10 protein-coding genes are annotated in these 13,397 nt (G+C 72.8%); 4 read left to right on the top strand and 6 right to left on the bottom strand.

All coding sequences use genetic code 11. The features are described from left to right. Nucleotides 1-60: 60 nt before the first annotated feature. The 4 genes from MBSD_RS04270 to MBSD_RS04255 form a co-directional block, all read right to left on the bottom strand. Nucleotides 61-894, bottom strand: coding sequence for a 4Fe-4S dicluster domain-containing protein (locus MBSD_RS04270; RefSeq protein ID WP_062535387.1), 834 nt, complete (start codon nucleotides 892-894; stop codon nucleotides 61-63). Beyond that, complete coding sequence (locus MBSD_RS04265) at nucleotides 891-2,657, bottom strand: SLC13 family permease (RefSeq protein WP_062535385.1); 1,767 nt, start codon at nucleotides 2,655-2,657, stop codon at nucleotides 891-893. Before MBSD_RS04265 ends, MBSD_RS04270 begins: the two co-directional genes overlap by 4 nt. Beyond that, nucleotides 2,654-5,590 (bottom strand): molybdopterin-dependent oxidoreductase, encoded by a 2,937-nt coding sequence (locus tag MBSD_RS04260; RefSeq protein ID WP_062535383.1) that lies wholly within the window; start codon nucleotides 5,588-5,590, stop codon nucleotides 2,654-2,656. The genes MBSD_RS04265 and MBSD_RS04260 overlap by 4 nt, the downstream gene beginning before the upstream one ends. A 297-nt stretch (nucleotides 5,591-5,887) precedes the next feature. Next, the gene (locus MBSD_RS04255) at nucleotides 5,888-6,466 is read right to left on the bottom strand and encodes a LolA-like protein (protein WP_062535381.1); all 579 of its coding nucleotides are present in this window, start codon (nucleotides 6,464-6,466) and stop codon (nucleotides 5,888-5,890) included. Between the two features lie 97 nt (nucleotides 6,467-6,563). Between MBSD_RS04255 and MBSD_RS04250 the strand changes: the two genes are divergently transcribed. From MBSD_RS04250 to MBSD_RS04240, 3 genes are all read left to right on the top strand, one after another. Continuing rightward, nucleotides 6,564-7,550, top strand: coding sequence for a helix-turn-helix transcriptional regulator (locus tag MBSD_RS04250; protein WP_062535379.1), 987 nt, complete (start codon nucleotides 6,564-6,566; stop codon nucleotides 7,548-7,550). 68 nt (nucleotides 7,551-7,618) lie between these two features. Then, nucleotides 7,619-8,575 carry a patatin-like phospholipase family protein gene (locus MBSD_RS04245; RefSeq protein ID WP_062535494.1) on the top strand — a complete coding sequence of 319 codons (957 nt, stop codon included), beginning with the start codon at nucleotides 7,619-7,621 and terminating at the stop codon, nucleotides 8,573-8,575. A 63-nt stretch (nucleotides 8,576-8,638) separates the two neighbouring features. Beyond that, complete coding sequence (locus MBSD_RS04240; protein WP_062535378.1) at nucleotides 8,639-9,244, top strand: DUF1579 domain-containing protein; 606 nt, start codon at nucleotides 8,639-8,641, stop codon at nucleotides 9,242-9,244. Between the two features lie 30 nt (nucleotides 9,245-9,274). Here the strand turns inward: MBSD_RS04240 and uvrD are convergent, their stop codons facing one another. Beyond that, nucleotides 9,275-11,470: a DNA helicase II gene (gene uvrD / locus MBSD_RS04235; RefSeq protein WP_062535376.1), complete on the bottom strand. Its 2,196-nt coding sequence runs from the start codon at nucleotides 11,468-11,470 to the stop codon at nucleotides 9,275-9,277. Nucleotides 11,471-11,540: 70 nt separating this feature from the next. Between uvrD and MBSD_RS04230 the strand changes: the two genes are divergently transcribed. Further along, the gene (locus tag MBSD_RS04230; RefSeq protein ID WP_062535374.1) at nucleotides 11,541-12,992 is read left to right on the top strand and encodes a M61 family metallopeptidase; all 1,452 of its coding nucleotides are present in this window, start codon (nucleotides 11,541-11,543) and stop codon (nucleotides 12,990-12,992) included. A gap of 146 nt (nucleotides 12,993-13,138) precedes the next feature. Here MBSD_RS04230 and MBSD_RS04225 read toward each other — a convergent pair whose 3' ends face one another. After that, a complete protein-coding gene (locus MBSD_RS04225; protein WP_062535371.1) occupies nucleotides 13,139-13,357 on the bottom strand; it encodes a hypothetical protein in 219 nt (72 codons plus the stop codon). Nucleotides 13,358-13,397: the final 40 nt, after the last annotated feature.

The raw sequence follows: 13,397 nt of genomic DNA, 5'->3' as shown, positions 1-13,397 counted from the left end.
GAAAGCGACGGCACGGACGGCATGGCGGCGACTCCTTGCAGTGGCGAGCGCACGGGGGCCTCAGCGCGACAACAGTCGGTCCAGCCAGCGCAGCAGCGGCGGCAGCGCCTCGCCGTCGAGCGGCGCCTCGGCCGTTTCCGCGGCCGCGTGCGCGCCGTCGTCGCGGTGCGGCCGCGGCGGCAGGTAGCGGTTGACCGGCGCGTAGCCAAGTTCTTGCAGCGGCGCGAAACCGCCGCGCTCGGCGACCAGCTTCGATACCTCGGAGTGCGGATCGCCGAGGTCGCCGAAATGGCGCGCGCGCGTCGGGCAGGCGGCGACGCAGGCCGGCTGGCGGTCCTGCGGCGCGAGGCTGTCGTCGTAGATGCGATCGACGCACAGCGTGCACTTCTGCATCACCCCGCGCGCCGCGCTGAACTCGCGCGCGCCGTACGGGCAGGCCCAGGCGCACAGCTGGCAGCCGATGCACTTGTCGGCGTCGACCAGCACGATGCCGTCCTCGGCGCGCTTGTAGCTGGCGCCGGTCGGGCACACCGGCACGCACGCCGGCGTCTCGCAGTGCAGGCAGGAGCGCGGGAAGTGGATGGTGAGCGCAGGCGGGACTCGGGAGTGCGCCGTGGCAGCCGTGGGAATTTCCGGCCTGCCGCCGTCGTCCGCCTTGCGTTGCTCCGAGGCCGCGCCTGCTGTTCCGAGTCCCGTCACCTCGTAGGTATGCACGCGGTTGAACCACACGCCGTCCGGCGCCGCGCCCAGCGGGTCGGCGTCGGGCAACGGGCCGAACGCGCCGCCGTCGTTCCACGACTTGCAGGCCACCGCGCAGGCGTGGCAGCCGACGCAGGTGTCGAGGTCGATCACCAGGCCGAGCTTCTTCGGCGGGGGCGGCGGCAGCGCGGTCATGGGTGGAACGGCCAGAAGTGCGGGATCAGCCACATCGACAGCGCGCAGAACAGCGCGATCAGCGGAATGCCCACCCTCATGAAGTCGGTGAAGCGGTAGCCGCCGGCGTAGTAGACCATGGTGTTGGTCGGATAGCCGACCGGCGTGGCGAACGAGGTGGCGGCGGCGAACGCCACCGCTACCACGAACGGCCGCGCGTCGACGCCGAGCGACTGCGCCACCTGGAAGGCGATGCCGACCATCAGCACCACCGACGGGTTGTGCCCCATCAGTTCGGTCAGCAGCGCGGTCAGCAGGTACACCATCAGCAGCGCCCACAACGGTCCGTGCGTGCCGAACAGCGCCATGCCGGTCCCGACCACCGCGTGCGACAGCCCGGTCTTCTCGATCGCCGTGCCGAGCGGCAGGATCGCGCCGAGCAGCACGATCACCTTCCAGTCCATGCCCTCGTAGACGTCCTTGCGGCCGAAGCAGCCGGTCAGCGCCATCGCCACCGCGCCGCAGATCGCCGCGAACGGGATCGGCAGCCATTTCAGCCCGGAGACGGCCACCACGCCGGCCATGATCGCCACCGCGACCAGCGCGCGGCGCGAGACGCGGCGCGCGTCCTCGCGTTCGCTCAGCACCACCACCTGCTCGTCCGCGCGCAGCTTGGCCAGGTCGCGCTCGTCGACCGCCAGCAGCAGCACGTCGCCGACCTCGAGGCGCACGTCGTCCAGCTTCTCGCGCAGCACCTGGCCGCGGCGGTGGATCGCCAGCACGGTGCCGGCGTAACCCCACGGATAGCGCGCCTCGGCGAGCGTGCGGTCCTCCAGCCGGCTGGCCGGCGCGACCATCACCTCGGCCAGCACCGGCGCGCCGCCGCCCGGCAGGCCGTAGCGGTGCTCCGGGGCGATCTGCAGGCCGGCGCGGCGGCGGAAGTCCTCGATCTTGTCCCAGTCGCCGCGCACCAGCAGCACGTCGCCGACGGCGATTTCCTGCGCGCGCGGCTCCCACATGCGGCGGTCGCCGCGCAGCAGCTCCAGCGGATAGACGCCGTAGCGCTCGCCGAGACGCGCGGCCGCGATGGTGGTGCCGACCAGCGCGGAGCCGTGCATCACGCGCAGTTCGGTGACGTAGCTGCCGATGTCCAGCGCCTGCGGCTGTTCGGCGTCGACGTGGCGCGGCAGCAGCCAGCGCCCGACCAGCATCAGGTAGGCGATGCCGGCCACCGCCAGCAGCGCGCCCAGTTCGGTGAACTCGAACACGCCGAACGCGGGCAGGCCGTGGCGCTGGGCCAGGCTGTCGGCCAACAGGTTGGACGAGGTGCCGAGCAGCGTGCAGACGCCGCCCATCTGCGCGGCGTAGGCCATCGGCAGCAGCACGCGCGCCGGCGAAGTCCTGGTGCGTGCGCACACGCGCAGCGCCAGCGGCAGGAACGTCGCCACCAGGGCGACGTTCTTGACGAACGCGCCGATCGGCGCGATCGCCAGCATCAGCGCCAGCGTCAGCAGCCACGGCCGGCGGATGCGCGCCAGCAGCCGCGCCAGCGGCTCCAGCGCGCCGGAGCGCTCGATGCCGAGGCTGAGCGCGAACATCGCCGCCACCGTCACCGTGGCCTCGTTGCTGAAACCGGCCAGCGCCTCGTGCGGATCGAGGATGCCGAGCGCCATCAGCGCGGCCAGCGCGATCAGCGCGACCACGTCGATGCGCATCTTCTCGCTGGCGAACAGCGCCATCGCGCCGGCGATCACCGCCACCGTGGCCCAGGCCTGCCAGTTCATGCCGCCGACCCCGTGGCGCGCTCGATGCGGTGTCCCGGCACCTCGGGCGCGGCGTCGCGCTCCAGGCGCACGCGCAGGTCGTACCACGCGGCCTGGCCGGTGACGGGGTCGGCATTGGCGTAGCGCGCGCCGTCGCGCGGCGGCAGCAGTTCGCCGATCAGGTGGTTGAGCAGGAAACCGTCGCGGCTCTCCGGCGCGTCGGCGGCGAGGCGCCACGCGCCCTTGCCCTTGCCGATCGCGTTCCAGGTCCACAGCACGCCGGGCGCGGTGCCGGCGTGCAGACGCGCCTGCACGCGGATGCGCGCCTGCGGCGAGACCAGCCACACCCAGTCGCCGTCGGCGACGCCGTGTTCGGCGGCGGTGGCGGGGTGGAGGTACAGGCAATTGCGCGCGGCGATCTGGCGCAGCCAGACGTTGTGCGAGCCCCAGGCGTGGTACATGAACATCGGCCGCTGGCTGATCGCGTGCAGCGGATATGCCTTCTCATCCCTTCCCCCGCGTGCGGGGGAAGGGGCCCCAAGGGCGGAAGGGGGCCATTCGGCGTGCCCGCGTTCTCCGCCCCGCTCCGCGGACGAGCCGTCGGCCTCGATGTCGTCGTACCAGAACGGCAGCGGATCGAAGTAGCGCTCGACGCGCGCGCGTTGGCGCGCCGGCGGCCGCACCGCGCCGTGGCCCTGCGCGGAGAGGCGGAAACGCTGCAGCGTCTCGCTGTACAGCTCGAGCACGATCGGCGCGGCGCTGCCGACGAAGCCCAGCGCCCGCGCCCATTCGAGATAGTCGCGGTTGGCCATCTTGTAGTAGCGCCCCGCGGCCGGCACCGGCAGGCGCCAGTGGCAATCGTGCGCGGCGTAGGCCTCGAGCTGGCGCGGATTGGGCGCGCCGACGCCGTGCGCCGTGCCGTCCGCGCCGCGCCAGCCGGCCAGCAGGCCGACGCCGGGCGCGCGCTGGTGGCGCTGCAGGTAGTCGGCGTAGTCGCGGTAGACCGGCGCGCCGTCGGCGTCGGCCATGCCGGGCAGGCGCAGGCGCGCGCCCAGCTCCAGCAGCACGTCCTGGAACGGGCGCACGTCGCGGTCCGGCGCCACCACCGGCACGCGGATCGCGTCGGCGGCGCCGTCCGCGTCGCTGATCGGACGGTCCAGCAGCGACATGCCGTCGTGACGCTCGAGGTAGGTGGTGTCGGGCAGCACCAGGTCCGCGTAGTCGACCGTCTCCGACCCGTAGGCGTCGACGTAGATGATGTGCGGGATGCGGTAGCGGCCGGTGGCGGGATCGCGGTCGGCGAGCATGCGCCGCGTCTCGGCGGTGTTCATCGCCGAGTTCCAGCCCATGTTGGCCATGAACAGGAACAGCGTGTCGATGCGGTACGGGTCGCCGGCCCAGGCGTTGCGGATCACCGTCTGCAGCATGCCGTGCGCGGCCAGCGGGTGCTCCCAGGAGAACGCCTTGTCGATGCGCCGCGGGCGGCCGTCGGCGTCGACCAGCAGGTCCGCCGGCGCGTGCACGTAGCCCAGCGGATTGGCGTCCAGCGCGCCGTCGTCGCGGCGCGCGCGGCCGGGGCGGTTGGCCGGCGGCACCGCCTTCGGATACGGCGGCTGGTAGCGGAAGCTGCCCGGCGTGTCGATCGCGCCCAGCAGCATCTGCAGCAGATGCAGCATGCGGCAGGTGTGGAAGCCGTTGGCGTGCGCGCCGATGCCGCGCATCGCGTGCATCGCCACCGGTCGGCCGAGCATGTCGGCGTGTTCGCGGCCCCAGGCGTCGGTCCAGTGCTGCGGCAGGCTGATCGCCTGCTCGAAGGCGACCTTGGCCAGCTCCTGCGCCAGCCGGCGGATGGTCGCCGCCGGCACGCCGCAGCGCTCGGCGACCGCCTGCGGCGCGTACTCGGGCGCGAGGAAGCGCTGCGCCAGCAGCTGGAACGCCGGCACCGCGGTGCGACCGTCCGGCAGCGCGTACTCGCCGACGATCACCGGCGCGATGCCCACCGCGTCGGCGCGCTCGAGACGCCATCGCAGCGCGGACGCGACCGGCTCCCTCGCGCCGCCCTCTTCCCCGACGGCGTCGGGGGAGAGGGATGCGTCGCGCGCCGCGCACAGCGGATGGCCTTCGGCGTCGCGCGCGAACAGGCCGTCGTCGGCGCTGCCGGGCGCGCGGATCACCAGCCAGTGCGCGTTGGTGTAGCGCACCAGATAGTCGAGGTCGATGCGGTCGTGGCGCAGCAGCTCGTGCAGCAGCGCGCCGATCAGCAAGCCGTCGGTGCCGGGCCGGATCGGCACCCATTCGTCGGCGATCGCCGCGTAGCCGGTGCGCACCGGGTTGATGGCGACGATCTTGGCGCCGCGCGCCTTCAGCTTGCCGAGGCCGAGCTTGATGGGATTGGAGTCGTGGTCCTCGGCGACGCCCCACAGCAACAGGTATTTGGTGTGCTCCCAGTCCGGCTCGCCGAACTCCCAGAAGCTGCCGCCCAGGGTGTACATGCCGGCCGCGGCCATGTTGACCGAGCAGAAGCCGCCGTGCGCGGCGTAGTTCACCGTGCCGAACTGCTGCGCCCACCAGCCGGTCAGCGCCTGCGACTGGTCGCGGCCGGTGAAGAAGGCGAGCTCGTCGGGGTTGCGCTTGCGGATGTCGCCCAGCCATTTCGCCGCCAGCGCCAGCGCCTCGCTCCATTCGATCTCGCGGAATTCGCCGGCGCCGCGCGGTCCGGTGCGCAGCAGCGGCTTGCGCAGGCGCGCCGGCGAATCGTGCTGGCGCGGGCCGGCCGCGCCCTTGGCGCAGATCGCGCCGCGGTTGACCGGGTGGGCCGGATTGCCGTCGATGTAGCGGACGCGGCCGTCCTTCAGGTGCACGCGGATACCGCACCGGCACGCGCACATGTAGCACGTCGTGGTGACGACGCGGTCGCCGACGGGCGCATCCGGTTTCAACGAGCGGTGCGGCATGTGCGCGTCCGGAGTGGGTGGCTTCGCTCGCTCCGACCCCTCCCTGGAGCGGGGCGCCGGCCCGGCCATCCCCGGCCGGGCGCTCGCCGGCGCACGCGATGCATTACTTTGCATCGCGTCGACGCGCCGGCTCGCCCGCACCGGCACGCGCACATGTAGCATGTCGTGGTGACGACGCGGTCGCCCGTCGGCGCGTCGAGGTTCGATGGCAGCGGCATGCGGCGATGTTAGCGGATCGGCCGCGCGGCACGGCCGGCCCGCCTCGGCCCGGCCCGCGCGGAACGGGGCGGAGCATCCCTAGTTCGGCGCCTCGATGCGGATCGAGGCGTCGTCGTAGTCGCGGTAGCGGATCTGCGTGTGATGGGTCTGGCCCATCGCCGTGCCGGTGGTCTGCATCTGCAGCGGCAGGCCGCTCTTGTCGGAGATCCACAGCTTGACATCGGCCGGGTGCGGCGCGTCGACGGTGTAGTGGTAGACGGTGGCGGCCTCGCCGTCGATGCGGTCGCTGCCGACGCGCTCGATGCGGAGGCTGCGTTCGGTCTGCGCCAGCACGTCCGGGTCGCGATAGCGGCGCGTCAGGCCGGCGGCCGGCATCGGCACGCGCATGGTGTGGCCGTTCATCGTCATGTAGACGGTGTCGCCGACGATCACCTGGTCGCCGGGCGCGCCTTCGACCTGCACGCGGTAGCGATCGGGTGCGACGAACTCCATGTGTGCGACGGTGCGCTGCCGGTCGAGGTCGCTCAGCTCGGCGCGGAAGCTCTTCGCGGCGAGGAAGCGGGTGAAGGCCTGGTGCAGCTCGGCCTTGGGGTCGGCGTGAACGGCGCCGGCCGCCAGCAGCAGGGCGAGCGCGGCGCAACGGACGAGCGCGTGCATGAAACCTCCCTTTGCGGCGCGCGGCCGCGGCTATGACACACTAGACGTCCCCGTTCCCATGCTAGCCCCGGCCCGCCGGCCGCGCCAACGGACGCCCATGGACCGCTACGAGCGCATCCTCACCCTGCACCGCATCCTGAAGGCCGCGCGCTATCCGGTGCCGCTGCCGCGGCTGAAGGACGATCTGGCCTGCTCGCGCGCCACCGTCTACCGCGACATCGCCTTCCTGCGCGACGCGCTGGGCGCGCCGGTGGAGAGCGCCGGCGACGGCGAGGCCAGCGCGTTCCGCTACGCCGCCGGCGAGGCCGAGCGCTTCGAGCTGCCCGGCCTGTGGCTGACCAGCGAGGAGCTGGCCGCGCTGATGGCGCTGCAGGAGCTGATCGGGCGCAGCGATCCCGGCGTGCTGGCCGGCGCGCTGGCGCCGTTCAAGGCGCGCATCGAGCGCCTGCTGAGCGACCACGCCAGCGGCAAGGCGCTGCCGGTCGAGCGCATCCGCGTGATCGCCTACGGCGCGCGCAAGCTGGACCAGCAGGTGTTCCGCACCGTCGCCGGCGCGGTGCTGGAGCGCAAGCGCCTGAGCTTCCGCTACCGCGCGCGCACCACCGACGCGGAGACCCGGCGCACCGTCTCGCCGCAGCGGCTCACCCACTACCGCGACAACTGGTACCTCGACGCCTGGGACCACCAGCGCGAGGCGCTGCGCAGCTTCGCCGTCGACCGCATCGCCGAGGCGCGCGCGCTGGACGAGCGCGCGGAGGATCGCGCCGCCGCCGAGCTCGACGAGATCCTCGCCTCCAGCTACGGCATCTTCGCCGGCAAGCCGAAGGCGTGGGCGACGATCCGCTTCTCGCCGCGCGCGGCGCGCTGGGTCGCCGACGAGCACTGGCACTCGCAGCAGCAGGGCCAGTGGCTGGCCGACGGCCACTACGAGCTGCGCCTGCCGTACTCCAACTCGCGCGAGCTGCTGATGGACGTGATGAAATACGGCCCCGACGCCGAGGTGATCGCGCCGCTGCCGCTGCGCGAGGAGATGAAGATCCTGCTGAAGCTGGCCCTGGACGGCTACGCGCAGCCGCCGCAGTGAAGCGCGTCGTCGTCGCTTGCTGCCAGGCTTCAGGCGCGATTCGGCGGCAGGGGACGAGGATGCCGGACATGAACGATTCCACGGATTCCGCCGCCACGGCGGGCGCATCGGCGCGCAGGCCGACGGTAGCGCTGGCGCTCGGCTCCGGCGGCGCCAAGGGGCTGGCGCACATCGGCGTGATCGAGGCGCTGGAGGCGGCCGGCTTCGACATCGTCGCCGTTGCCGGCAGCTCGATGGGCGCGCTGATCGGCGGCACCTACGCCGCCGGCCGCCTGGGCGTGTACCGCGACTGGGTCAGTGCGCTGCAGAAGATGGACGTGCTGCGCCTGGTCGACTGGACGCTGTCCGGCGGCGGCCTGATCAAGGGCGAGCGCATCATCGCCGTGCTGCGCGAGCTGATCGGCGAGATCGACATCGAGGCGCTGCCGATCGCCTTCACCGCCGTCGCCACCGACATCGACCGCCAGCGCGAGGTGTGGCTGACGCGCGGCCCGCTGTTCGACGCCATCCGCGCCTCGATCGCCATCCCGACGATCTTCCGCCCGCACCAGCTCGACGGCCGCCGCCTGGTCGACGGCGGGCTGATGAACCCGGTGCCGCTGACGCCGCTGCTGCGCGAGCCCAGCGACTACATCGTCGCGGTCAGCGTCAACGGCCCGGAGGAGGCGCTGGCGCCGCAACGCGAGGCCAGCGCGCGCGGCGAGCACAACGGCCTGCGCCAGAAGATCGCCGAATTCGTCGAGCGCACCATCGGCAGCCACGCCGGCAGCGAGCGCGAGACCGGCTGGCTGGAGATCATGGGCCGCGCGCTCGACCTGGTGCAGGACAATCTGGCGCAGCTGAAGCTGGCCGCGCACCGCCCCGACCTGTTGATCGAGATCCCGCGCAACGCCTGCGCGGTGTACGAGTTCTACCGCGCCGAGCAGATGATCGCGCTCGGCCGCGAACGCGCCGAACGCGCGCTGGCGGCGTGGGAGCCGGCGGCGCACACGCGTCCCGGCACCGTGCCGGCGAAACCTGTCTAGGCCATCGACCCGTCGCCGCACGGGCGTACGATGGCGTGCCCCTGTCGGGCCACGGGAGGAGCCATGAACACGACCCTGCGTGTCGCCGGCTGCATCGCCCTGGTGTTGAGCGCCGCCGCCCTCGCCGACGACAAACCCCAGGCCACGCCTGCGGACGCCCAGCAGAAGGCGATGGCCGACGCCTATCGGCGCATGGGCGAAGTGCGCGCCGAGCATCGTCGCCTCGCCTATTTCGTCGGCGACTGGAAGACGACCTCGAAGGTATGGATGGACCCCAAGGCGCCGCCGCAGACCAGCGAGGGCAAGTCCAGCAGCGAGGCCGTTTACGACGGCCGCTACATCCGCACGCGCTACGAAGGCATGTACATGGACCAGCCCTTCCATGGCGAGGGCGTGCTCGGTTTCGACAACCTGCGCGGCCGCTACTTCAACACCTGGATGGACAGCATGTCGACCGGCCTGTGGCTGGGCTGGGGCAGCTACGATGCCGCCGCCAACACCTACACCTTCCGCGGCCAGATGGACGACCCGATGAAGCCGGGAGCCAAGGTGCCGGTCCGCGAGGTGATCCGCATCGTCGATCCGGGCCACTACGTCTTCGAATGGTACGAGACGCACGGCGGCAAGGAAGCGAAGACGATGCAGATCGACTACGCCAGGCAGCCATGAGCGTTGCCGCCGCGTCCTGCGGCGGCGGCGTCACAGCGTGGTCAGGTTGGCATAGGCCAGCACCAGCCACTTGGCGCCGGCGTCCTCGAAGTTGACCTGCACGCGCGTGTGCGCGCCGGAGCCTTCGGCCGCCACCACCACGCCTTCGCCGAAGCTGGCGTGGCGCACGCGCTGGCCGAGGCGCAGCGGCAGCGCTTCCAGCGGCTCGCTTCCGGCGAAACGGCCGGCGTAGGGCGGACGGCTGACCTTCGGCCGCGGCCGCACCTCGTCCAGCAGTTCCGGCGGGATCTCGGCGAGGAAGCGCGACGGCCGCGTCAGCATCTCCGCGCCGTGCAGGCGGCGCGATTCGGCGTAGGTGAGCAGCAGGCGCTGGCGCGCGCGGGTGATGCCGACGTAGGCGAGGCGGCGTTCCTCCTCCAGCCGGCCTTCCTCCTCGGTGGAGCGTTGGCTGGGGAACAGGCCTTCTTCCAGGCCGACCAGGAACACCACCGGAAACTCCAGCCCTTTCGCCGAGTGCAGGGTCATCAGCTGCACGCAGTCGTCGTAGGCCTCGCCCTGGCCCTCGCCGGCCTCCAGCGCGGCGTGGGCGAGGAAGGCGGCGAGTTCGGAGAGCCCGGCCTCGACGTCGTCGGGCGTCGGCTCGAAGCGGCTGGCGACGTTGACCAGTTCGTCGAGGTTCTCGACGCGCGACTCGGCGCTGCCGCGCGCATCCTTTTCGTAGTACTCGCGCAGTCCGCTGACGGCGATGGCGTGTTCGATCTGCTCGGCGAGGGAGAGCGCGGGACCCGGGGACGGCGTCCCGAGCCCCGCGAAAGTGCGCGCCATCCCCTCGACCAGCGCGAGGAACCCCCGCAGCGCGCCCTTCGCGCGCGCGCCCAGCTCGCCGCCGGCGAGTTCCTGCAGCGCCGCCTCCCACAGCGAGGCCTGCGCGGCGCGCGCGCGCCGGCGCAGCGCGTCCAGCGTGCGCTCGCCGATGCCGCGCGGCGGCGTGTTCACCGCGCGCTCGAACGCGGCGTCGTCGTGGCGGTTGGCGGCGAGGCGCAGGTACGCCAGCGCGTCCTTGATTTCCGCGCGGTCGAAGAAGCGCAGGCCGCCGTAGACGCGGTACGGCACGTCGTGCTGGATCAGCTGCTCTTCGAAGTTGCGCGACTGCGCGTTCGAGCGGTACAGGATGGCGAGGTCGCCGGCCTTGCCGCCGCCGGCGATCCACTCGCGCACGCGTTCGATCACGAAGCGCGCCTCGTCCTGCTCGTTGTAGGCGGCGTACAGCGCGATCGGCGCGCCGGGGTCGCCGGCGGTCCACAGCTGCTTGCCGAGACGCGCGCTGTTGCGCGCGATCACCGCGTTGGCGGCTTTCAGGATGGTGGCGGTGGAGCGGTAGTTCTGCTCGAGGCGGATGGTCTTCGCGCCGGGGAAGTCGCGCAGGAACTGCTGCACGTTCTCCACCTTGGCGCCGCGCCAGCCGTAGATCGCCTGGTCGTCGTCGCCGACCACGAACACCTGGCCGGTCGCGCCGGCGAGCACGCGGATCCAGGCGTACTGCAGCGTGTTGGTGTCCTGGAACTCGTCGATCAGCAGGTGCCGCCAGCGCTCGCGGTAGTGCGCGAGCAGCGCGGGTTCCGTCAGCCACAGCTCGTGCGAGCGCAGCAGCAGCTCGGCGAAGTCGACCAGGCCGGCGCGCCGGCAGGCGTCCTCGTAGGCGCGGTAGATGTCGAGCAGCGCCTTCGTCACCGGATGCTGGTGGTGCTCGATCGCATCCGGCCGCCGGCCCTCGTCCTTCCAGGTGTTGATCTGCCAGGCCGCCTGGCGCGGCGGGAAGCGCGCCTCGTCGAGGCCGAGGCCGGCGATCACGCGCTTGACCAGGCGCTGCTGGTCGTCGGCGTCGAGGATCTGGAACGTCTCCGCCAGCTTCGCCTCGCGCCAGTGCCGGCGCAGCAGGCGGTGGGCGATGCCGTGGAAAGTGCCGACGCTGAGGCCGCGCGTGCCGTGCGGCATCAGGCCCTCCAGGCGCGCGCGCATCTCGCCGGCGGCCTTGTTGGTGAAGGTGACGGCGAGGATCGCCCACGGCGGCACGCGCTCGACCTCGGTCAGCCAGGCGATGCGGTGCGTCAGCACGCGCGTCTTGCCGGAGCCGGCGCCGGCCAGCACCAGATAGTGGCCGGGCGGCGCGCTGACCGCTTCGCGCTGGGCATCGTTGAGGTGGTCGAGCAGGTGGGACACGTCCATCCGCGAATTGTAGCGGCGCGGCGACGGCGGCCGCGGAACCTTCTCCGCCTCCGTGCGATCCTTGGGAACGATGCGCGCGCGTTTTCCGGCCCTGCTGCTGGCGAGCCTGCTGCCGTCGGTCGCCGCCGCGGCCGGCGCGCACTACCGCCTGCGCTACGACGCCGCCGATGCATCGATGGCGGTGACGCTGTGCGACGACGCCGCGCACGCGACGCTGCGCCTCGTCGCCGACGACGACGCGCCGCGCTACGTCAGCGGCCTCGCGCGCGACGGCGGCGCGCCTGTCGCGCGCGGCGACGGCGGCTGGACCGCGCGCGACTGGCGCGCCGGCGAATGCCTGCGCTACCGCGCCGATCTCGGCCGCATCGCCGCGACGCAGCGCCCGGACGTCGGCTGGCGCCGCGGCGACGACCTGCTGGCGGCGCCGACGCTGTGGCTGCTGCAACCGCAGGATGCCGACCGGGCCGACGCCGAGGTGACGTTGCCGCCCGGCTACGCGCTGTCCGTGCCGTGGCAGCCGCTGCCCGCGCAGGGCGGCGTGCAGCGCTACCGCATCGCGCTGACGCCGCTGGACTGGGCGGCGATGGCGGCGGTCGGCCGCTTCCGCGAGATGCCGGTGACGCTGCCCGGCGGCACGCTGCGCGTCGCCCTGCTGGACGGCGGCACGGCGGCGCAGCGCCAGGCGCTGCGCGCCTGGCTGGCGCGCGTCAGCCAGGCGGTGCTGGACGCCTACGGCCGTCTGCCGATCCCCGACGTGCAGGTGCTGGTGGTGCCGGTGTCGCGCCGCCGCGGCGACGACGCGGTGGCGTTCGGCCAGTCGACGCGCGGACAGGGCCACGCGCTGACGCTGCTGGTCGATCCGGCGGCGCCGCCGGAGGCGTTCGCGCGCGACTGGATCGCCGTGCACGAGCTGTCGCACCTGTTCCACCCCTATCTCGGCGACGAAGGCCGCTGGCTGGCGGAAGGCCTGGCGACCTACTACCAGGAAGTGCTGCGCGCGCGCGCCGGCCTGATTTCCGCGGAGAGCGCCTGGCAACGGCTGGATGCCGGTTTCGCGCGCGGCCGCGCCGACGCGCACGCCGGCATGCCGCTCGCCGAGGTGTCGGAACGGATGATGGATCTCGGCGCGTTCATGCGCGTGTACTGGGCGGGCACGGCCTACTGGCTGGACGTCGACGCCGCGCTGCGCCGGCACAGCCGCGGCCGGCTGAGCGTGGACGTGGCGCTGGCGCGCTTCCGCGACTGCTGCCTGCCCAGCCACCGTGCGTGGACGCCGCAGGCGTTCGTGGCGAAGCTGGATACGCTGACCGGCACCGACCTCTTCACGCGCGACTACGCCAGGTTCGCCGGCGCGACCGCGTTTCCCGATCTGGCGCCGACCTACGCCGCGCTCGGCCTGCGCACGCGGACGGACGGCGCGCTGCGCTTCGGCGGCGACGCAACCGCGGAGGCGCTGCGCACTGCGATCATGGCCGCGCCCGGCAGCGGCAACGCGGCCAGCGCCGCAGCGCGGCAGCCGTAGCGCGCGGTCGCTTTCCCTCGGGGCGAGGTGCCTCCACGCCGTCATGCCCGCGCAAGCGGGCATCCGTTTTCGAGGCGTGCGGCATCGCCGTGGATGCCCGCTTGCGCGGGCATGACGTCAGATAGGCGGTTCGGGTTCTTGCAGGCTCAGCGCTTCTTCAGCGCACCGCCGAGCAGCAGCACGCCGCCGACCGCGATCAGGCCGTAGCCGACCGGCGCCGGGATCGGCTTCTCCGTAGTGGTCTTGATCTCGAGGTCGCCGAGCTTGGCGGCGGTCTCGGTGTGCTTGTAGGTGCCGCCGCCGGCCACCACCCAGATGCCGCCCAGCGCCAGCAACAGGCCGATCACGAACATGGCGATGCGCATCGCACGCTCCTCGGTCGTCGTGCGGCCGATGGTACGCGAG

Origin of the sequence: Mizugakiibacter sediminis, from assembly GCF_000953855.2 — a bacterium.
Taxonomy (GTDB): domain Bacteria; phylum Pseudomonadota; class Gammaproteobacteria; order Xanthomonadales; family Rhodanobacteraceae; genus Mizugakiibacter; species Mizugakiibacter sediminis.
Note: the sequence above shows the minus strand (reverse complement) of the source record. Positions and strands in the feature narration are given on the sequence as shown.